Source organism: Bradyrhizobium sp. NC92 (assembly GCF_025200865.1).
In the GTDB taxonomy this organism is placed as follows: Bacteria; Pseudomonadota; Alphaproteobacteria; order Rhizobiales; family Xanthobacteraceae; genus Bradyrhizobium.
Map to the genome: position 1 here is coordinate 5,810,359 of NZ_CP104171.1, position 20,982 is coordinate 5,831,340.

The 20,982-nt window shown below is 60.7% G+C and carries 13 protein-coding genes and 1 pseudogene; 5 read left to right on the forward strand and 9 right to left on the reverse strand.

The window, feature by feature from the left end; all coding sequences use genetic code 11:
* Nucleotides 1-6: 6 nt before the first annotated feature.
* The 5 genes and pseudogenes from N2602_RS27475 to N2602_RS27495 all read right to left on the reverse strand — a co-directional run bounded on the left by N2602_RS27475 (nt 7) and on the right by N2602_RS27495 (nt 10,124).
* Entirely contained in the window at nt 7-1,395 is a 1,389-nt protein-coding gene (locus tag N2602_RS27475) for an alpha-2,8-polysialyltransferase family protein (protein ID WP_260380030.1), read from the reverse strand.
* Nucleotides 1,395-2,609: a LegC family aminotransferase gene (locus N2602_RS27480; RefSeq protein WP_260380031.1), complete on the reverse strand. Its 1,215-nt coding sequence runs from the start codon at nt 2,607-2,609 to the stop codon at nt 1,395-1,397. The genes N2602_RS27475 and N2602_RS27480 overlap by 1 nt, the downstream gene beginning before the upstream one ends.
* A gap of 11 nt (nt 2,610-2,620) precedes the next feature.
* The gene (locus tag N2602_RS27485; RefSeq protein WP_260380032.1) at nt 2,621-3,619 is read right to left on the reverse strand and encodes an NAD-dependent 4,6-dehydratase LegB; all 999 of its coding nucleotides are present in this window, start codon (nt 3,617-3,619) and stop codon (nt 2,621-2,623) included.
* Nucleotides 3,620-5,002: 1,383 nt separating this feature from the next.
* A pseudogene (locus tag N2602_RS27490) lies at nt 5,003-7,400 on the reverse strand (CheR family methyltransferase); the annotation flags it as partial.
* A gap of 150 nt (nt 7,401-7,550) precedes the next feature.
* Nucleotides 7,551-10,124: a M10 family metallopeptidase C-terminal domain-containing protein gene (locus N2602_RS27495; protein WP_260380033.1), complete on the reverse strand. Its 2,574-nt coding sequence runs from the start codon at nt 10,122-10,124 to the stop codon at nt 7,551-7,553.
* Nucleotides 10,125-10,322: 198 nt separating this feature from the next.
* Here N2602_RS27495 and N2602_RS27500 point away from each other — a divergent pair, with 198 nt between their 5' ends.
* Complete coding sequence (locus tag N2602_RS27500) at nt 10,323-10,622, forward strand: hypothetical protein (RefSeq protein WP_260380034.1); 300 nt, start codon at nt 10,323-10,325, stop codon at nt 10,620-10,622.
* A 91-nt stretch (nt 10,623-10,713) separates the two neighbouring features.
* On the opposite strand, the gene N2602_RS27505 is transcribed toward N2602_RS27500, so the two are convergent.
* A complete protein-coding gene (locus tag N2602_RS27505) occupies nt 10,714-12,009 on the reverse strand; it encodes a hypothetical protein (RefSeq protein ID WP_260380035.1) in 1,296 nt (431 codons plus the stop codon).
* Nucleotides 12,010-13,087: 1,078 nt separating this feature from the next.
* Here N2602_RS27505 and N2602_RS27510 point away from each other — a divergent pair.
* Together N2602_RS27510 and N2602_RS27515 are read left to right on the forward strand one after the other, a co-directional pair.
* Complete coding sequence (locus N2602_RS27510; protein ID WP_260380036.1) at nt 13,088-14,281, forward strand: CaiB/BaiF CoA-transferase family protein; 1,194 nt, start codon at nt 13,088-13,090, stop codon at nt 14,279-14,281.
* Between the two features lie 72 nt (nt 14,282-14,353).
* Complete coding sequence (locus N2602_RS27515; RefSeq protein WP_260380037.1) at nt 14,354-15,658, forward strand: O-antigen ligase; 1,305 nt, start codon at nt 14,354-14,356, stop codon at nt 15,656-15,658.
* Nucleotides 15,659-16,289: 631 nt separating this feature from the next.
* On the opposite strand, the gene N2602_RS27520 is transcribed toward N2602_RS27515, so the two are convergent.
* From N2602_RS27520 to N2602_RS27530, 3 genes are all read right to left on the reverse strand, one after another.
* Nucleotides 16,290-17,819 carry a tripartite tricarboxylate transporter permease gene (locus N2602_RS27520; protein WP_260380038.1) on the reverse strand — a complete coding sequence of 510 codons (1,530 nt, stop codon included), beginning with the start codon at nt 17,817-17,819 and terminating at the stop codon, nt 16,290-16,292.
* A gap of 12 nt (nt 17,820-17,831) precedes the next feature.
* Entirely contained in the window at nt 17,832-18,374 is a 543-nt protein-coding gene (locus N2602_RS27525; protein WP_260380039.1) for a tripartite tricarboxylate transporter TctB family protein, read from the reverse strand.
* 183 nt (nt 18,375-18,557) lie between these two features.
* Nucleotides 18,558-19,532 (reverse strand): tripartite tricarboxylate transporter substrate binding protein, encoded by a 975-nt coding sequence (locus tag N2602_RS27530; RefSeq protein WP_260380040.1) that lies wholly within the window; start codon nt 19,530-19,532, stop codon nt 18,558-18,560.
* 284 nt (nt 19,533-19,816) lie between these two features.
* Between N2602_RS27530 and N2602_RS27535 the strand changes: the two genes are divergently transcribed.
* A complete protein-coding gene (locus N2602_RS27535; RefSeq protein WP_260380041.1) occupies nt 19,817-20,170 on the forward strand; it encodes a hypothetical protein in 354 nt (117 codons plus the stop codon).
* A 42-nt stretch (nt 20,171-20,212) separates the two neighbouring features.
* Nucleotides 20,213-20,932 carry a hypothetical protein gene (locus N2602_RS27540; protein ID WP_260380042.1) on the forward strand — a complete coding sequence of 240 codons (720 nt, stop codon included), beginning with the start codon at nt 20,213-20,215 and terminating at the stop codon, nt 20,930-20,932.
* Nucleotides 20,933-20,982 lie beyond the last annotated feature (50 nt).

The window sequence follows — 20,982 nt, forward strand, 5'->3', positions numbered from 1 at the left end:
GTAATGTTAGGCCGCGGTTCTGCAGGACTTCAGGAATTTCGGCAGGTGCGCGTTCAGCGAACGCACCAGCGGCTCGACCGCGGCGCGCAAGGCCTCGTTCTCGGGATCGAACTTCCGCCAGCCGAAATAGTCGCCCTCGACGCTGATCGACGCCAGGTGCCGTATGATCGCGTGGCGGGTCGTATCGAGACTATCGGGGGATTGCCAGCGCGCCAGCCGCGCGGCGAGGCCGTCGAGCTCATCGGTATCGCGAACGTGCAGGAAGTGCTGCTGGGTCGCGTAGTACGGCTCGGTCGCGACCGAGCACAGCCCGGCCAGCGCGGCCTGGAAACCGATGGTGCCGGTAAAAGTCACCGACACCGCGCACTTCCCGATCAGCAGATTCGCCGGCACGTCATAGGGCACCAGCACCACGGACGGCAGCTTCGCTAGACGTTCGAACAGCTCGCGCTGCCGAAAACCGAACTGCAGCGGATGATCCTTGACGAAGATGCGGTAGCCGGCGCGGCCGAGCACCTCGCAATAGCGCACCACCACGTCGTCATGCGCGAGCATGCCTTGCGGCCCGAGCCAATAGTCCATCGAGGCCTCGGGGAAGAGCTGAAGCCCGAGGAGAACCCGCCGCTCCCGCGGCACGTCGACGAGCCGCTTGTCCCAGCCGTGATCGAGCAGGCCGAGCACGGCCACGTCGCGCATGCGCACCTTGTGCTTCAGCCGCTTTAGCGCGTCGAGATAGTGGCAGTTGTAGCGGTCGCGCTTGAGGAAGCGCCAGACGTTGAAGAAGGCACCGCGCAGCGCGTAGTAGCCAAAAATCCGCCAAAACTTCGCCAGCGAAAACCGCTTCGCGTCGCGGACATAGGTCGGCGCAAAATCTTCCCTGCAGAGCTGGCCGACCGCCGCATCGATGTCTTCCCTGGAGGGCTCGCGCAGCCAGACGGGCTTGCCGCGGCGCATCAGCATCACATGATCCGGGATGATAGACGTCGTCATCTCCAGGAAGTCGATGCCGCGCTGCCGTGCGATGCGCTCCATCACGTCCATGACATAGCGGTCGATGGTGAAGGTCATGACCAGATCGGGGCCGAGCTTGTTAAAAGCTTGCTCGATCGCCTGCGTCATGCCGCCGATCATCTTGAGCGCGAGATCGCGATCGATGCTCCTGAGCACGCGACAGCGCAGGATGATGTCAGCGCATCCGTCTGCGCCGAACCGGTCGAGCGCGGCGGCCGCCGCATCGCCTTTGTCAGCAAAGCGATAAAAGTCGTCGACCAGCGAAAAATCACCGTCGTCACGGAGATCGCTCAGCACGACCGCGTCGGCGAACTCCATGCGCGAGGCCAGGTACTTCCACCAGGCCGTCGTACTGTGAATGGTGAAGAAGACGATCCGGGACATCAGCTCTTGTTCGTTGGCCCGGCGAGGAAAGGACTGCTCGGCAGGTTGATGCAACGCGTGTTCATGTCTTCGGCGACGGGAAGTGCAGCGCGCGGGCAGGCGCGGTACATCGGCAAGAGGTGCATCGGCGTCCACAGCGGACGGGCGCGAATGCCGTGGCCGTGCAGGGCTTCGAGCAGGCGGTCGCGCTCGGAGGCATATTCGCGGTCGAGCACTAGCGTGTTGAGCCAGTAATTGCTCTTGGAACCCTTCGGCTCGCGATAGATGCGCGCCCAGGGGAAATCGCGGAAGGCATCGAGATAGCGCGCGGCGAGCACGCGCTTCGCCTCGACCATGTCTGCCAGCCGCTCCATCTGTGCACAGCCCAGCGCCGCGTTGATGTTGGGCAGGCGGTAGTTATAGGCGATCTCGTCATGCTCGAACGCCCAGGCGTGCGACTTCTTCGCGGTTGAGGTGAAGTGACGAGCGTGGCGGGCGTGCGCCTCGTCGTCGGTCACGATCATGCCGCCGCCGCCTGTCGTGACGATCTTGTTGCCGTTGAAACTCAGCACCGCCGAGTGCCCGAACGTGCCGCAGCCCTTGCCGTTTAGGGTTGAGCCAAGCGACTCGGTCGCATCCTCCACGATCAACAGATCATAGCGCGCGGCGACCGCACCGAGCGCAGCCATGTCGACCGGGTGTCCAAAAATGTGCACGGGAACGACGGCTCGCAGGCGGCGGCCGGTGTGCTTGTTGACCCAGGCGCCGCTCTGCCGCACCGCGACCTGATCGAGATGCGCCTCCAGCGCGCGCGGATCGAGCCCGAGCGTATCCCAGGTCGAATCGACGAAATGCGGCACGGCGCCGGCATGGCTCACGGCATTGGCAGTGGCGACGAAGGTGATCGAGGGCAAAAGCACCTCGTCATTCGCTTCGACACCTTCGAGCACGAGCGCCGCATGCAGCGCGGCAGTGCCGTTGACGACCGCAACCGCATCACGCGAGCCGGTCGCTTCGGCCACCATCTTCTCGAAGCGGGTGACGTATTTGCCGGCCGACGACACCCAGTTGGTCTCGATGCAGTCGAGCACCAGCTCGCGCTCACGATTCCCGAGACGCGGTTCGTGCAGCTCGACCGGACGCTGCGCCGTCCCGAGCGCGGCATCGACAGCATCGAGCACCGGCTTGAGGTCAAGCACGGTGGGTCGGTTCTGGCTCGCTTGCGTGGAGGACATGCTCATCTTGCTCACAACGTGTAGGCATTGGCGCGATAGCGGGCCAAGTTCTCCGTTTTGGTGAACCAGGCGATGGTCTGTTCGAGACCCTTGCGCAGGCCGTCTACGCCGCCGAAGCGCGGCGACCAGCCGAGCAGCTTTTGCGCCTTGGCGTTGGACGCCCAGAGACGCTCGACCTCGCTGCGCTCGGGGCGCACGCGAACGTCGTCATGCTCGATCTCGATTTCCGCTTCCATCAGCTCGGCGATCAGCCGCGCGGTGTCGCCGATCGAGATCTCGAAGGCGCTGCCGATGTTGATGACCTCGCCGACGCCGGCCTTGGAATCGAGCGCCGCCAGGAAGCCGGCGACGGTATCGGCGACATAGCTGAAGTCGCGCGTCGGATGGATGCTACCGAGCTTGATCTTGCGCGCGCCGGCCGCGATCTGGGTGATGATGGTCGGGATCACCGCGCGGGCCGATTGCCGCGGGCCGTAGGTGTTGAACGGACGCACCACCGTCACCGGCGTGCCGAACGATCGCTCGAACGACAGCGCGAGCTGATCGGCGCCGATCTTGGTCGCGGAATAAGGCGACTGGCCGTGCACCGGGTGCTCCTCGGTGATCGGAACGAATTGCGCGGTGCCGTACACCTCGCTAGTGGAGGTGTGGATCACCTTCTCGACGCCGAGATCGCGCGCCGCCTGCAGCACGTTGAGCGTGCCGCGGATGTTGGCTTCGACGTAGGTGTCGGGCGAATGATAGGAGTAGGGAATCGCGATCAACGCGGCGAGATGCAGGACGGCGTCGCACCCCTTCATCGCGGTGCGCACGCCGTTGGGGTCGCACACATTGCCGGCGAAGACGTCGAATTCCTTGCGGATGTCGGGCGGCGAGGAATCGAGCCAGCCGTGCGAGCCCGTGCTGTTGTAGTGCACGAAGGCGCGCACCTCGATATTGCCCCGGGCCAGCTCTTCCGCAAGGTGCGATCCGATGAAGCCGCCCGCCCCCGTCAAAAGTACTTTTCGCAAAGCTTCAGTTCCCCTCTCGGCCGGGCCACCCGACCTGGCATCCCGGCTTGTGACGGCCGCTTCTAACCACTCCGGCCGCTTGAGGCCAGTTCGAATGAGCCGCCGTCCCCTAACGGATCCGGAACCGTCGCGGGGAAATACAACTCGGGACTCCATACAAGCCTTTGAAAAACTTGGAAATATCCCCGCCCGGCTGCCCCGCCATGCAAATTGCCCGAGCTAGATCAGACTGTCATCCTGGATGGGGTGTCCGGCCAAAATTGGAAGCGACTGGATGCAGTTTGATGCCCGTTCTCGTTGAGGCATTGGCCGAAGATGTTGCTAATCGCGCATGAGGCCTGACGTAGCCCCGTTCTCCACCGACACGATGTCGGTCCGCTCATCCCGGAAAGGCAGCGGCAGAGGCCTAGCCCCAATCTTGCCCATAAAGGCGCCGCATCTCCGCGTACGCGCGCTCTTGCATCACGTGCCGAATCACCAAGTACACAATAAGCGCGGCTAGAATAGCCAAAAGACTGGCAAATAAATTGTTCGTCCAGTGCCAGCGGAGGTTCGAACCAATCACCGAGAGAAACATCGACAAGGTCGCGACTTTTCGCAGTAGCAACATTCCATTAGACTCCCTGCTGCCAAGAACCTAGCACCACCTCCGCGCATCAAGTTAGCAGACGTCGGCAACAATGCTAAGGTGGTCGAGCAAAAGTCCAATGTAAGGCTGGGCGTGGAACTCTAACCGATGAAGATCAAGTTCCGCTAGCGTAAATCTACCTGGCCAAAGTAGATCTGCAACGCCAATCGTACAGAAAAAAGAGGCCGGCGAGCACGGCAACAATGAGAGGGGGTAAATATCAAGCCCCGTACTCGATGAGCTCTCAAATTCGGTTACTGACCTAGTGCGACGCGTTGATCAAGGGCCGCATTCCTATCGTCTCTCAATTTCAGGAACTGCGTCCTAAATTCGTTTATCTGTTCTTGTGACAACTGGCTCGCGCGTTCCGTGTAGGCCAGCAGTGGCGCTGACAAAGCCCAGACGACAACCAGTCCCAGAAGTAATTCGCGCAATGCACCTGGCACTTGGTTCCATATGTCCGCAAAAACGGCAGTCAAAGGAGTCCCCAATTCGACTTAGAAAGAAGTTAGTAGTTGATAAAGGTTAACGAACCGTAAAAGGCTAAGCCAAACTCGGGTTGATCGATGCTCGATGGGACCCATTCCGAATCTGTACGGGAATAGGTCTGCTTCTTGCCAGCCTCGAACATGGTGAAGTCCGAGCAGCCCCAGTGCGCACGAGCGCTGAACGGGCTTCGGCCGACAGGGACCTCAGCGCGTTCTGCCGGCGAATGACCGGCTCCACCAGACTGCGATCGGCCGTCGACAACGGCATCAGCCAGCCACTACCGGTGTATGAATCGCGCGCTTGCTGATGGGAAAGGTAATCGTGCATTGCAGCCCCGCAGGGTCGAATGCCAGATTGGTCTGCCCCTTGAACTCGAATGCCAGCGTGCGCTCCAGAAGCTCCGTACCAAAACCCTTTCGCGGCGGCGGTTGGACCGGCGGCCCACCCCGCTCGCGCCATTCGAACACCAGCTCGGCAGGCTCCGTGCCTTCATCGGTGCGCCATGAGACTTCAATACGGCCGCTCGGCTGGCTCAAGGCGCCATATTTGAGCGCATTGGTCGCGAGCTCGTGGATTGCAAGCGCAAACGTCTCTGCGGCCTTGGGCTGGAAGCGCACTTTCGGCCCTGAAACCCGCATCTGCTCGCCTTCGCGGGCGTTGTAGGCCGAGAGCCCCTCCCTGACGAGATATTCGAGATCGACGCCGCCTTCGGGGTCGCGGGTCACCATCGCCTGGGTGCGGGCCAAGGCGTTGAGCCGGCCGTCGAGATGGGAGGCGTATTCCTCGACGGTGGTGCTCGACTCCACCGAGCGGCGGGCGATCGAGCGCACCACCCCGAGCGTATTGCGGACGCGATGCTGGAGCTCGGCCAAGAGCCAGCGCTGCCGCTCCTCGGCGTGGGTGATGGCGGTGACATCGATGAAGGTGATGACGACGCCGGCGATGAAATTGTCGACGCTGCGATAGGGCTGGATGCGCACGATGTAGCGCGTGCCGCTGTCGGGCGCGCTCAATTCGCGCTCGACGCTGGCAAGCGTGCGCAGCACCCGGCGAATGTCGTGGTAGAGCTCCTCGACCGGGATGCGCGCCTTGATGTGGGCGATCGGGCGGCCGGCGTCGGTCTCGACGAGATGCAGGATCTCGGTGATCGCTGGCGTGAAGTTCATCACGCGAAGGTCGTTATCTAGGAACACGGTCGCAATCTGCGTGCTCTCGAGGAAATTCTTCAGATCGCTGCTCGCGCGCGTCAGCTCCTGGACGCGGTGCGCCAACTCGCCGTTGACCGTGGTCAGTTCCTCGTTGACCGACTGCAGCTCCTCGCGCGAAGTCTCGAGCTCCTCGTTGGCTGATTGCAGCTCCTCGTTCAGCGACTGGTACTCCTCGTTGGAGGATTTCAGCTCTTCGTTGGTGCTCTCGAGCTCCTCGATGGTCGCCTGCACGCGCTCGCGCGTGGCGCGCAGCTCACTTTCCAGACGCTCGACATGTTCGGTGCGGACCAGCGCATTGGGATTGCTCTGGTCGGCCTCGATGGTACGCACCGGGCCGTCCCTGAACAGCACGACGAAATTGCGGTGGCCGCCGGCGCCTTCCTGGATCGGCTCGACGGTGATGTCGACGAGGACGCGGTGGCCGTTCACCCCGAGTTGCACCTGCTCGGCGTGGGCGGGTTCGTTGGCCTCGGCGGCGCGGCTGAGCGCGGTGCGCAGCTCAAGCCGGAGATCGCGGTGCACGAGCTGGAGCAGGTCGAGCGTGGCGGCGCCCGCGGTCGGCTCGATGTAGCGGCCGGTGCGCCCGGAGAAATGCAGGACCTGGAAATGGTCGTCGGTGATGACATAGGCCGGCGCATAGCGCTCCGCGATGCGCTGCGCGCGCCGCTCCAGGCCGACGTCGGGGCCGAACGTGCGTACCGACGGCACCTCCACCGGCACTCGGCCGGCCGCGGTCGTGATCGGAAATTCCGGCGGCAGCCGCGTTCCCGTCTCCAGCTTCTTGAAGATCCGAGCGCGGCGGTCGATCGGTGCAAACAGCTTGGGATGCCGCGTCACGTTCTCGGAATTGCCGAGGAACAGATATCGCTCCGGCAGCAGCGCGAAATGGAACAGCGGAATCACGCGGTTCTGCAGCTCGGCGTTGAGATAGATCAGCAGATTGCGGCAGGAGACGAGATCGAGCTTCGAGAACGGCGCATCCTTGATGACGTTGTGCTGCGAGAAGATGCACATCTCGCGCAGCTCCTTCACCACGCAATAGGTATCGCCCTCGCGCACGAACCAGCGCGCCAGCCGTTCGCTGGTCATGTCCGTCTCGATATTGGTGCGATAGCGGCCGACGCGCGCGGTCGCGAGCGCCCGTCCATCGATGTCGGTCGCGAAGATCTGGACCTGCGGCACGGAATCCATCCGCGCCATGTGCTCGCGCAAGAGAATGCCGATCGAATAGGCCTCCTCGCCGGTGGCGCAGCCGAGCACCCAGACGCGGACCTGCTGGCCCACCCCCCTTGCCCTCGAAGATCTTTGGAATGATCTGCGTCTCCACCACCTCGAACTCGCGCTTGTCGCGGAAGAATTCGGTGACGCCGATCAGGAGGTCGTTGAAGAGATTCTGGGCCTCGTCCTTGTCGTTCCGGAGGAAATCGACATAGGCGGCGATCTCGTCGATCTGGACCCGTTATACAAGCGCGTCGCGCGGTGGCCGCGGGCGATCGCGGGTCTGAAGAGCATATAGAAAACCGGCGGCACGATTAGAATGACCGAGGCTTCAGGCGGCAATTTGCCGATCTTTGTCATATCTATAAGGAGAATGACATCGAAGACTTCAAATAAGATGGAAGTGGTCCATCGGATCGACAAACCGAGCCGCAGGACCGGTATCGGCATGTTCGATTATCTCGACCGATTTCAGGACAGAAATCTCAATACTCTTTACGATCGCATCCTGCACCGCGTGAAACAACGACATGAAATCCCCAGACGCGGGCTCGACCCTGCTGATCATACCTCCTCCTTCCCGGAGCACTGCTCGAAAAGCGAAATTGTCGCCCACCGCTCCTTGACCGGTAGTGGCTGCGGCGATCGTCCCGTCTCCATTCAGATCCTGATGGAGAACGGATTCATACGATTGCAGCGTCGGACTCGTGCTTGAGACAACGGAGGTAAGGCTGGAGACGTAATTTCCGTTGCTATCGGTACTCCACACCACGTACTGGTCGGCGCTGCCGTTTTTCCAAACGACGTCGTAGCCAGATCCTGTCTGCTCCGCACCGATCGGTACATAAGACCCACACTGTCCAACGGTGATCGCCGCGCCACCAGACTTGAGTGAGGGGCCGGCGCCACCCGTGTAGAGGTAATAATTGGACCCAATCTGCGAAAGCGTGGTGGAACCCGCCGACTCGATCGCGGTGGTGGTCGGCGCTGCACCAACCGTCCCGTCCCCATTCAGATCCTGATGGAGAACGGCTTCATACGATTGTAGTGTCGCACTCGTGCCTGAAACAACGGAGGTAAGGCTGGAGACGTAAATTCCATTGCTATCGGTACTCCACACCACGTACTGGTCGGCGCTGCCGTTCTTCCAAACGACGTCATAGCCGGCCCCCGTCTGCTCCGCACCGATCGGCGCATAAGACCCGCACTGTCCGACCGTGATCGCCACACCGCCAGACTTGAGCGAGAGGCCGATGCCGCCCGTATAGAGATAATAGTTGGATCCAACCTGCGAAAGCGTGGTTGAGCCTGCCGACTCGATCGCCGTGGTGGTTGCCGTTACACCAACGGTCCCGTCGGCATTCAGATCCTGATAGAGAACGGCTTCATACGATTGTAGTGTCGCACTCGTGCCTGAAACAACGGAGGTAAGGCTGGAGACGTAATTCCCATTGCTATCGGTACTCCATACCACGTACTGGTCGGCGCTGCTGTGTTTCCAAACGACGTCGTAGCCAGATCCTGTCTGCTCCGCACCGATCGGTACATAAGACCCGCACTGTCCAACCGCGATCGCAGCACCTCCAGATTTGAGAGTTGGGCCAGTGCCGGTCGAAATAGATTCCAGATAGTAATAACCTCCCCATTGCACGAGTTCGACGGAGCCAGAAGCTTCGATCGCGACCGGGGGGCTAGAAAGCGTGGCACTCGATACCGTGCCATCGGCGAACTGGAAAAATTCCACACTCGACACGGTATCGGTGCCGTCGGGCGTGCCGGAACGCAGATCGACCAGCGTGAAAACCTGAGTGGTCGAGTTGTAGCTGATTCCGTAATTCGCCTTGTTGCCAGAGTAAACCGCGGTATCGGTGCCGGAGCCGCCGACGATGGTGTCGTTGCCGCCGCCGCCCGTGAAGGTGTCGCCGCCGCCGGCGCCGTTGAGGGCGTTCGCGATCGCGTTGCCGATGATTGTGTCGTTGCCCGAGCCCCCGGTCGCGTTGTCGATGTAGGAGCGCGCGTCGCCGTTGTAGAGATAGGCGTTGTAGACGTTGCCCGAGGCGTAATGGCCGTTGCCGAGATTGGCGAGCTGCGTCGCAGAGAACAGCGATGACGCACCGGGATTGAGGTTGATGCTCAGGTTCGTCGTGTAGTTCGACAGGTCGTAAGTATCGACGCCGCCGCCGTCCCACACCGTCTCGTAGATGCGGTTGGCCGAGCCGCCGACGCCGCCGCCCGGGGCGAGCTGGCCGACGCCGTTGATGAACTCTTGCCCCGTGGTCGGATTCCAGGTGTAGACGGTGTTGCTGCTCTGGGTCGCGTAGTCTGCACCGTACATGGTCTGGAGCGCGAGGATATCGTTGGCCATGTAGGTCTGCGAATATCCATACGCTTCGTTGGTGTAGCCGCCTGTCGTCGAGGCGTCGACATAGCTGCGATAGCTCATGACGGTGTATTCGCTGTCGTCATGCGCGCTCGGCACCGCGACGTTGGCGGGGCCGCCGGCCTCCTGGCTGTGCTTGAGGCCGACGGCGTGGCCGAGCTCGTGCAGCGCGGTGGTGAAGTAGTAATTGCCGAGCTTGGCCAGCGAGAAATTGTATTGCGTGCCGAACCAGACGTCGCCGCCCGACGCATAATTGCCCGGGTAGTAGGCGTAGGCAGTCGGATTGGCGGCCGGCGACTGCGCGACCATGATGTCGGCGCCATTCGTGCCCGCATATTGGATGTCGGCGTTGGTGTAGCTCAGAATGAGCCCGACCGCGTAATTGATCGCCGCCTGGATCTGCGTCGGCACGGATGCGAAGCCCGACGTGGTCGGCTCGCTGTTGCCGCCGCTGTAGGGACTGGAATAGTCGCTCGGCGCGTCAGGAAAGCTGTAGGTGATCGTGCCCGACCATTTGACGCCCGACAGCAGGCCGTCGATCTCGGCGTTGTTGGCGGCACTTACGTTAACAGCGGTAGCCAATTCACTCTCCAAAGCAACGCGTCGTGTGATTCGCCGCGGGGGCACATGATTTTAGCTAGAGAGTTAAACGTTTGGTTTAAATGGGGCAGCGGCGTTTGCGCTGCTCCCATAAGGCTGTGTTAGCCATTAAATACCGTAGTCATACGGAACGCGAGTATAAAGTTTCGTTCCCGGAACGCCGGTAATTTGCAGGGTTTCATGCAACGCACACTCCCGGCCGGCCTGTTTGGCGCCTTCGTTGCGCTTGCTGGACTGTCCCATCAACGTCTCGAAGGACTGCCTGTGATGGTGGAGAAGGCCAAGGCGGACAACAGCGGCACGGCGCCGCGCGCGCCCTCGATGCCGATGGCCCGGGATCCCGCCGCCGCTGTCGCAGAGGAATACAAAGCCGCCCGCCGGAAGGGAACGCGGCAGGCACTCGAGCTCTTCATCGCGCGACACGGCAATGATCCCCTGGCCGAGCAGGCGCGCGCCAAATTGAAGCGCTTGCCGGGCTGAACATATCTGTCATTTCCTGACCCGCGGCGAAACGTGGGCCGCGCCAATCCTTGTGCCCCTCGCCTGTTTTGGTTGAAAAGGGCATAGACCACTAAGCACGGTCGTCCATCGGCGGCGACTGCATGCCAGCTGGCATCCCATCAAGATCGCCGTTCGAGCCGACGGAAATACCGCGTTTAATAGCCGCTGCCGCACCACAAACGCCGATCGCTGCGGCCGCGCTCCTTGAGACCACACCTGCATGGATCTGGCTGTGATTGCTCAAGATCTCAAACCACACCACAGGGATCAGCGCTGGCCAGGCCAACGTAAAGCTCGGTCGCGGCAATCGCACCCGCAAATAGATCAGGGCAGGCACGACAATCACCATTCCCCAACTCAAGAATACTTCCTTGACGACTTTGGTCGTCGCGGCAAGTGGAACGTGCCAGACTTTGACGTCGTCGCCGGCAATTCTAAACAACGCAGTATCGATGACGTCAGTCTTGATGTCGAAAGATGGCTCGACGAGATAAGCGACGACCCATTTGGCTATCCATGTGTATCCATATGCTGCAAACCATGCCCCCACACAGACAATCGCGATCGGCGCTCCCCGGCCTCCTGCGACCAGAAAGAAGGCGATGAGCATCGGCATCCAAGGCGGGTTCACTAAGAAGTCTACAAAATTGAAGATTGAGCCGAAAACCGCCGCCAAGAGAACCATTACTAAATCCGGCGCTCCCTTTCGGACTGCCGTCACAAAAACGCTTGTACCACCGAGAATAAGGGCCGTGCTGACAGTGTGAGGCGTAACTTGCCAAAGGCGAACAAAATCGGTCATAAACAACACCGGCGCGCACAACCAAATTGTCGGAACTCTTCCGATCAGCTTGGCCGCCTCAATGCAAAAGAGCGCGGCTATTGAGATCAGTATCACTAAATTTGCGAGCTTGAGCGCCAGAATTGGCAGAGCCGACGCCAGCGGTGCGCTATAAACTCGATATCCATGCCAGTAACGGGCATATCGAATCCAGGTAACTGAAGCTGGATTGGCCGCCGCATCCTTCAGAGCGTCACACGTGTGCGGGCCCGAGATAGGACGCGTGGCCATGATGCCCGCGGCGGTGGCGCGGCCCCCAGGCTCTAAACCTATGCCCAGCGAAATACAGTCTGTAAAGCGGTCGCCACCAGTTATCCAAAAATGCTTAGAGTGAAAGCTCGTTTCGAGAATTCCCCTGTCGAACGCCTGTCGGATATTTTCCCACGTGCGCTCGTGAGAAATCACCCGGTCCAAATTCGCCATAAGAAAAAAATAGATGGGTTGCAGAGCGGCGACAGCAACGCCGGTTAACAATGCAGCCAGTAGATATCGTTTCAACACGGCCCCCAGCTCAAGTGCTGACACGCTATCATCCCATATTGTGATGATGCAACTCCACTTCCCTATTGGTTAGCACAACAGAGGCATGGTCGTGCCGGGGCTTTGCAGCATGAGTACGGATTCTTGGAGTGATGCCGCCCTTTTAAAGACAAAACCGCGTACCAAATCTGCGCCCCAGGGAGCTATCGTCGTTTCAACCTTGTAAGCCGTTCGGCCATAATCGGCACCGCAAAGCAGATCCTCTTACATGCAGACACATTCTCCTACTCCGCGGCACCTTGTAAACCAAACTAGATGGTGACACACAGACACAGACAGAGTGCGGGCGAAGACAAAACCTGCCGGATTCGACTTTGCGTCGGCCAGAATAGCGATCCTCACGCCGCCTGATCATCGGGAGAAAAAAGCGATTTGGGACCACACTAGCGGGGAGTCCCAGCCAATCAATGAACTAGCTCGTTGGGAATACTGCCACAACGGCTGAGTTGAATGAGGTCAATTGGCATTTCTCCGTACGATCCACTCGAATTGGTATGTGGCATCGGCTTCCGGAGCCCCTTTCCACGAGCAACCCGCGGTCCGTTCTGGAAGTAGTGGCGCTGCCCTGATCGACAGACGCCGCCCCATTCACTGACCAATCGGGGCACCTAGCGCCGCTTGGTTTGGCGGACAACTTCAAGTATTCTCGTGGAATGAACTGGATCGGCCTCGTCGCTGCTTTGGCCCTGGCTACCCTCGTTTTCGGGATCGTATCCGATTTCCAGATGACGCCCTGCCGCGCCGGCTCGCTGTATGCGGTTGTAGGAGCCTGCTCACCCGATCGGCAGGCTCCCGCAACCTAATCGTTTGCAAAGCGATAAGTGCGACCAGGCTAGACGGTCAAAGCTGTTCTGGTCAGGCCGCGGTCGTCTTGTTTCAGAGCAAGCGGATCGGCCCTCAAAGTCTAGGGACCGGCCCACCTTAGCATCCCGTGATCGACAATCATCGACGCTGCCGCTGCGACGTCCTTCTGCGTTCATTGCGAACCAACGCCCGGAGGGACTTTGCCGCTCTTCCGTCAGCCGATATGATAGGTTAGCAATTCTCCCCGGAGCCTTTCACGATGCCCTTCCCGCATGCCTCGGAAGCCCTGTCGCGCTTCACCGTGCTCGATCTGACCCGTGTCCGCTCGGGGCCGACCTGCGTGCGGCAGCTCGCCGACTGGGGCGCCAACGTCATCAAGATCGATGCGCTGATCGATGATGCCGCGGGCGAGCAGCCGGGCGGGCCGCGGCGTGGTTCCGACTTCCAGAATTTGCACCGCAACAAGCGGGCGATGGCGCTGAACCTGAAGGACGAGCGCGGGCTCGCGGTGTTCAAGCGCCTCGTCGCCAAGGCCGACGTCGTGGTCGAGAATTTCCGGCCTGATGTGAAGAAGAAGCTCGGCATCGACTACGACAGCCTCGCCGCGGTCAACCCGCGCATCGTCTATGGCAGCATCTCCGGCTTCGGCCAGGACGGCCCCTACCACACGCGGCCGGGCTTCGATCAGATCGCGCAGGGCATGGGCGGGCTGATGTCGATCACCGGGGCGCCGGGCGGAGGACCGATGCGAGTCGGCATTCCCGTCGCCGACCTCACCGCGGGCCTGTTCTGCGCCATGGGCATCCTCACCGCGCTGCTCGAGCGCGAGGTTTCGGGCAAGGGACAGTGGGTGCAGACCTCGCTGCTGCAGGCTCAGATCTTCATGCTCGACTTCCAGGCCGCCCGCTGGCTGATGGAGAAGGAGGTCGCCAGGCAGGCCGGCAACAACCATCCGACCAGCATCCCGACCGGCGTGTTCAAGACCTCGGACGGCTACATCAACATCGCCACCACGGGCGGGCGGATCTGGGAGCGCTGCGCGCAGGCGATCGGTGCACCGGAGCTCTATGCCCATCCCGACTATGCGACCGCCCCTGCCCGCTCCAAGAACCGCGACGCGCTCAACGCCGAGATCGAGAAGCGCACGGTGACGAAGTCGACCGAGACCTGGGTCCGCGAGCTCAACAAGGCCGGCGTGCCCTGCGGGCCGATCTATGCCATCGACCAGATGTTCGAGGACGTGCAGGTCAAGCATCTCGGCATCGCGCAGGACGTGCCGAACGACGAGGGCCGCCACATCCGCCTGGTCGGCCAGCCCGTGACGCTATCGCGGACGCCGAGCAGGATGGTGGCGCGGCCGCCGGAATTCGGCGAGCAGACGAATGAAATTCTCGAAGAATCGGGCTTCAGCGAGGACGAGATCGCCAGATTGAGAGAAGCCCGCGTCCTCTAAGGCGCTCTCCCTTTTAGTTAGAATGTTGCAGGCATCGGAAATCCGACTTGCATGCGCGCTACTTGAGGCACAATGGAAAACAAGCTTAGTAGGGTCACCGTAGACGCAAAACAGGCCAGCTTTGTACCAAATTGGCGACTCTGCCTAGCTCTACCGAGTTCGATGGCAGCGAGCGATTTCCTCGCCTGTATCACGGTAGCATCGCTGCCGTGGTCCACAACCATCACCTCAATCTTCAGCGCACTTTGGGCACTTAGTGTGTGTCCGCGAATACGTATTAAAGAGTTCGTCGACACACTTGTGCGCTCCAGAAGTGGCTTTGCCGCGGCGCTGTTTGCAGTCGCATTGGCAGGCACTCTGTGGGCAACTGACGTCTCCTGGGCGGCTCGACTGCGCGGGGTGAATCCCTCGGTCAAGTTTCTAATGATGCCGATTTTGATATACCACTTTCAGAAATCATCGCGCGCGATCTGGATACTTTACGCATTCCTTTCCTCGTGCACCGTCCTGTTGATGTTGTCTTGGATCACAGCCGTTGTGCCAAGCCTCACTTCGATTGCAAATTTGCAGCCCGGGGTTCCTGTGAAGAACTATATTGATCAAAGCCAATCATTTGCTTTATGCGCTGTAGTACTGGCGTGGCCGATCCTTGAGCTAATTCGATCTCGCAAAATCAATCTGGCGCTGCTTCTACTCGCATTGTCGGTAGCATTTCTTGTGAATCTATCGTTCGTTGCACTCGCTCGGACAGCCCTAATATATGTGCCCATAATGCTCTTCCTTTTTGGGGCGTTCTATCTACCGCGCTCATTTTTTTACGGCGCGATTGCCTGTTTCGTTTTTCTGGCCGGGACTGCTTGGCTTGCCTCTTCCACTCTACGTGATCGGACGAACAGCATCCTGCTCGAATATTCGAAATACGGGGCTAGCAATGAGATAACCTCGGCAGGAATGCGGCTAGAGTATTGGCGCAAGTCTCTCATTTTCTTCCGAGAAGCTCCAGTCCTTGGGCATGGCACAGGATCAGTTCAGACGCTGTTCGATCGCGCCGCACACGGCCAAACAGGACTTGCAGCGCAGACGATCAGCAATCCACACAATCAAACTCTTAACGTCGCCGTGCAGTGGGGCTCTGTCGGATGCGTAATCTTGTATGCAATGTGGATTGGTCAGCTTACCTTTTTTGCCGGGTCAGGATTCTATCCGTGGCTTGGGTTCATTGTCGTCGTACAGAACATTGTGAGCTCCTTGTTCAACTCTCATTTATTCGATTTTGTACCAGGTTGGCTTTACGTAATCGGTGTTAGTCTCGCAGCAGGAATGATTTTGCAGCGAGTAGATGGGATTGCTCGGCATGATGGCGGCGGTGAGCGTTGAGGCCGTCAGGCAGTGGAGCATGGCATCGATGGTGCGACCTTGGGTATCTGTGGCGCCATGCAGTCCCTCAGCTAATGCGACTTCGGCTGCGGCGCGGAGTAGGCTCTGGCAGGCCAGAACAGCAGTACAGGCCACCGTCGTTATTTAGCCAACCTGCCCGATCGAGACCAGAACACCTTCAGGCTCCCGGAGCCTCATGCACAATCAGAGGGCATCCTCCGCGCGGCTGCCGAGCACGAATCTATGCGATCGACCAGATGTTCGAGGACGCCCAGGTCAAGCATCTCGGCGTCGCACAGGACGTGCCGAACGATGAAGGCCAGCACATTCTACCTGGTCGGCCAGCAGCTATACCCGGCGTTCAATCCGGCATAGAAGCATTCCAACTCCAGACCGGATCGACGACGGGGCCTTCTCGTAGGGTTTCGATGCCAGATCAGCGGCCAGTGCGCTGCTCGCGACCATCCGATGCCGCCACAATTCCCATCACAACCTGTTTCATTGCAATGCCCGTGAAAAGGAAAGAAATCTACGGGAAGCATAAGCGCCAAGCCCGGCCAGGCTGTCGCGCAGCAGCAACGTCTGGAAACAATCAGAAGGGGTCAGACCGGGCTGTGACGACACATTAGAACTAAGGTAAGTCAGTTGCCTCGCCGTTCTGCCCCGCCGCCTTGCAGCCGACACGGGCAAGCAGGCCGTCGATCACCGGCCAGAACAGCAGCAGAATCGCCAAGGTTGTGATCGAGCCGACCAGGCCGTTCGACCAGAACACCTTCAAGGTGCCGCCGGAGCCGATCATCGACAGGCGGAAGGCATCCTCGGCACGGTTGCCGAGCACGAGCGCGAGGGTGAACGGCGCCAGCGGAATGCCGATCTTCTTGAAGACGTAGCCGACCACGCCGAAGCCGAGCATCAGCCAGATGTCGAACATCGCGTTCTGGATGGCATAGGCGCCGATCGCGCAGGACACCACGATCATCGGCGCCACCGCCGCGAACGGCACGCGCAGGATCGAGGCGAAGATCGGCACCGTGGTCAGCACCAGCACGAGGCCGACGACGTTGCCGAGATACATCGAGGCGATCAGCCCCCAGACGAAATCCTTGTGCTCGACGAACAGCAGCGGCCCCGGATTGAGCCCCCACACCATCAATCCGCCGAGCAGGATCGCGGCGGTGCCCGAGCCGGGAATGCCGAGCGCCAGCATCGGCAGCAGCGCCGAGGTGCCGGAGGCATGCGCCGCCGTCTCCGGCGCGAACACGCCCTCGATGCGGCCCTTGCCAAAACTCTCGGGCTCCTTGGCGAAGCGTTTTGCCAGATTGTAGCCCATGAAGGAGGCCGCGATCGCACCGCCCGGGGTGATGCCGAGCCAACAGCCAATGAAGGAGGAGCGCAGCAGCGTGACCCAGTATTTCGGCAGGTCCTTCCAGACGCCGAGCACGACACGCAGCGAGATGCCAGCCGCATGTCCGCGCAGCGCGAGGCGCTCCTCCATCGTCAGCAGGATCTCGCTGATGCCGAACAGGCCGATGACGGCGACCAGGAAGTTGATGCCGCGCAAGAGTTCCGGCGAGCCGAAGGTCATGCGCAGACTGCCGGAGACCGTATCCATGCCGATGCCGGCGAGCAGCAGCCCCAGCGACATCGAGATGACGGTCTTGTGCTTGGCCTCGCGCCCGAGGCCGACGAAGGAGCAGAAGGTCAGGAGATACACCGCGAAGAACTCGGGCGGGCCGAATTTCAGCGCAAAGGACGAGATCATCGGCGCCAGGAACGTGATCAGCAGCACCGCGACCAGCGAGCCGACGAAGGAGGAGGTGAACGCCGCGGTCAGCGCCTCCGCCGCCCTGCCCTGCTGCGCCATCGGATAGCCGTCGAAAGTGGTCGCGACCGACCAGGCTTCGCCCGGGATGTTGAACAGGATCGAGGTGATGGCGCCGCCGAACAAGGCGCCCCAATAGATGCAGGACAGCATCACGATGGCCGAGGTCGGGTCCATGGTGAAGGTGAGCGGCAACAGGATCGCAACGCCGTTGGGGCCGCCGAGCCCGGGCAGCACGCCGACGAAGACGCCGAGCACCAGCCCGACCATCATCAGCACGAGCGTCTTCCACGTCAGCAGGACGGCAAAGCCGTGGAGCAGGAGACCGAGAGCTTCCATCGCGCGGGGCCCCTAGCGGCCGAGGGCCGCTTCGAGCGGCCCCTTCGGCATGATGACGTCGAAGGCGACGTCGAAGGTGACGAACATGATTGCCGTGAACGCGAACGCGGTGAGCAGCGACTTCCACAGCGCGATCCGGCCGACGAGCCGCATGAAGCCGGCGATCAGGAGAAAGCTCGCGACATAGAGGCCGAGGAATTGCGTCGCCAGGCAAAACAGCAGCGTCGGCACGAACACCGCCAGCACGCGGCGGCCTTGCGCGCGCGTGACGAAGGTCCCCGACGAGACGCGCCGTGCCAGCAGCGCCCCGATCACACCGTAGAGGCTGCCGCCGGCGAGAATGACGGACAGATAGAACGGGAAATAGCCGGGCTCGGGCCCGGTCGCATCCCAGGATGCGCCGGTGCGCCAATTGTCGTAGCCGAGCGTGACCGCGAGCGCGAGCAGCAGGAGGCAGACGACGATCTCGATTGTGCCGGACGAGACGACGGAAGGGGAATCGTCTTCGGGCGCGGTGGGATCCTCGACGACGATTTCGATATCGGTTTGGGACATGGGCGAACAACAAGTCTGCGGCTGGTCCCCTCGCCCCGCTTGCGGGGCCGCGACGAGCTTCGCTCGCGCTGAGAGGGTTGGGGTGAGGGGAGTCTCCGCAGGGGCAATGAGAGTTGGACTCGCGGAGAGAGCCCCTCACCCCAGCCCTCTCCCCGCAAGAACGGGGCGAGGGAGAAGAGAAAGCTACTTCGCGACGAACCCGGCTTCCGTCATCAGCGACTTGTTCAGCGCATCGTCCTCCTCGAGGAACTGCACCATGTCCTTGCCGGTGAGGAAGATCGGCTTCAGGGCCTGCTTCTCCATGTAGTCCTTGTACTCCGCCGTCTGCGTCACCTTGTGGAACAGATCGACGTAGAACGCCTGCTGCTCCGGCGTGACCTTGCCGGGCAGGAACATCGCGCGCAGCATCAGATATTGCACGTCGACGCCCTCCTCCTTGCAGGTCGGGATGTCGGCCCAGGACTGCGTGTCGGTCACCTTGGTCGTGTAGAAAATGCGCTCCCTGTCGAACACGCAGAGCGGCCGCACCTGGCCGGCGCGCCAGACTTCGAGATTTTCGGACGGGTTGTTGACGTTGGCCTCGGTGTGGTTGCCGACCAGCTGGGTTGCGGCCTCGCCGCCGGACTTGTAGGGCAGATAGGAGAATTTCGCGCCGGTCTTCTGCTCCAGGAACACGGTGAGCACGTGGTCCTCGCGCTTGGAGCCGGTGCCGCCCATCTTGAACGGCGCGCTCGCGGCCTTCGCCGCCGCAACGAAGTCCTTCACCGTCTTGGGGCCTGCGCTGTTGTCCCACAGCACGAACTGGTCGAGCGCGACCACGGAGACCGGCGTCAGATCGCGCCAGTTGAACGGGATCTTCGCCGACAGCGGCAGCATGTAGATCAGCGAATAGGCGATCAGCACCTTGTTGGGATCGCCCTCGCTGGACTTCATGTACATCAGCGCTTCCGCACCCGAGGCGCCGCCCTTGAGCGAGACCACCATCGGCTGCTTCATCAGATTGTTCTTCTGGATCGCGGCCTGCATCATCCGGGCCATCTGGTCGGAGGCGCCACCCGCGCCCGCCGCCACCACGATCTCCACCGGTTTCGTCGGCTCCCAGCCCGCAACAGCCGGCGTGCCACAAAGCGCGGTTGCGAGCGCAATTGCGGCCTTCATTCCATGTCCCACGTGCGTCTTCCCTATCTTCTTGTTTGCATTGGAAATTCGGCGATGAATTCAGCGCCCATTGTGCTGGCGAATCCAGCCGAGTTCAAGCCATCCCGGCTCATCCCGGTTATGACTTTGGAATTAGACACGTCATGTGCAATACGAGCTACAAGGGAGCTGGTCCTATCGCGGCGAAAGAAGATCGATGGCCTTGACGGGGCCTAGAGAGCTTGGGGCCTTCAGCCGTTCGGCTTTTTCTGAGTTTGCGAAATGTATTTTGAAGTGCTGAAGTGATGCCGCGCCTGCTCTACATCAACGAGAAATTTGGCCATGACGCAACGATCATCCTCGACAGCGGCGACGCCTGTTGGGTCTCCGTTGGCAGCAGGGGTGTCTTGGTACGCTCTCACAAGCACAGCTTCTGGGGTGGATTGTTGGGAAGTCTGCTTGGTCTGAAGCTCTATCAGGAGCGGGATGTCTATCGCGCACTCAGCGTGGCTCAAGCTCTCGCCGCGACCTTTCGGCCGGTTCCACAAATTCAATGCAGCGACGTGATCCTCAAGGCATTCTGCACAGCGGTCTGGCACAGCTCTTCACCGGCACGCGTTAAGGACGTATTGAATGACCCGGCTCTGCTCGAAGGGTAACATTACTAGACGCAAGCAGGGCTCCTAACAGGCATTTCTGCTTTGTCTGTGCTTGCAATTTTGTTTTTCGATTATATTCCTGAGAATATGAGTACCAATAAAAAGCTGAGTTTGAACCACGACCACGAGCGGAAGAGAGCGCGGTGGAAAGTGAATTGGGGAGTTCCTGCGCGAGCCGCTGGCGGCACGGCTAGAGCAGCCGCGCTATCGGGTGACGAGCGACGGGAAATTGCGCGGAAGGCCGCCAAAGCCCGCTGGGCGAGACACTTGCCGCAAGCGACGCATGAAGGCGCCCTTCGATTTGGAGCCATCGAGATCGAGGTTGCGGTCCTCGACAACGGACAGCGCGTGATCACTCAGAGCGGCTTCATGGCGGGCCTAGGCCGCATTCGCCCACCCAAAGGACGCCAATATTACAGGAGCGGGGCCAATCTCCCTGCTTTTTTGACAGTGCAGAGTCTCAAGCCCTTCATCGGCGAAGACCTTGTTGCGATGGCTAACCAGATCGAATTCCGCACCAAGCATGGCATTAAGGCGTTTGGGTACTCGCCGAACTTCCTCCGTGAGGTATGTGATGTTTTTGCGCGCGCCCAGCATGCTGGAGTCCTAACAGCCACTCAGCACAACATCGCCAACCGCGCCCAAATTGTCGCCGAGCAGTTCGAACGCTCATGCACCACGCGTCTCATAGATGAAGCGACGAGTTATCAAGAAATTCGCGAGACACAGATGCGGCAAGGTATTTATCGCCGTGAGGAATGAACCTAAACTCCGCCACAGGTTCGATTTTGCGTTATCAATCTTGGACGAGA

Bases quoted from the DNA above. Each gene is read 5' to 3' on its own strand.
- N2602_RS27510 (WP_260380036.1), top strand. From the start codon at position 13,088: ATGCCCTTCCCGCATGCCTCGGAAGCCCTGTCGCGCTTCACCGTGCTC.
- N2602_RS27525 (WP_260380039.1), bottom strand. From the start codon at position 18,374: ATGTCCCAAACCGATATCGAAATCGTCGTCGAGGATCCCACCGCGCCC.
- N2602_RS27515 (WP_260380037.1), top strand. From the start codon at position 14,354: ATGGAAAACAAGCTTAGTAGGGTCACCGTAGACGCAAAACAGGCCAGC.
- N2602_RS27500 (WP_260380034.1), top strand. From the start codon at position 10,323: ATGCAACGCACACTCCCGGCCGGCCTGTTTGGCGCCTTCGTTGCGCTT.
- N2602_RS27480 (WP_260380031.1), bottom strand. From the start codon at position 2,609: ATGTCCTCCACGCAAGCGAGCCAGAACCGACCCACCGTGCTTGACCTC.
- N2602_RS27530 (WP_260380040.1), bottom strand. From the start codon at position 19,532: ATGAAGGCCGCAATTGCGCTCGCAACCGCGCTTTGTGGCACGCCGGCT.
- N2602_RS27475 (WP_260380030.1), bottom strand. From the start codon at position 1,395: ATGTCCCGGATCGTCTTCTTCACCATTCACAGTACGACGGCCTGGTGG.
- N2602_RS27520 (WP_260380038.1), bottom strand. From the start codon at position 17,819: ATGGAAGCTCTCGGTCTCCTGCTCCACGGCTTTGCCGTCCTGCTGACG.
- N2602_RS27535 (WP_260380041.1), top strand. From the start codon at position 19,817: ATGCCGCGCCTGCTCTACATCAACGAGAAATTTGGCCATGACGCAACG.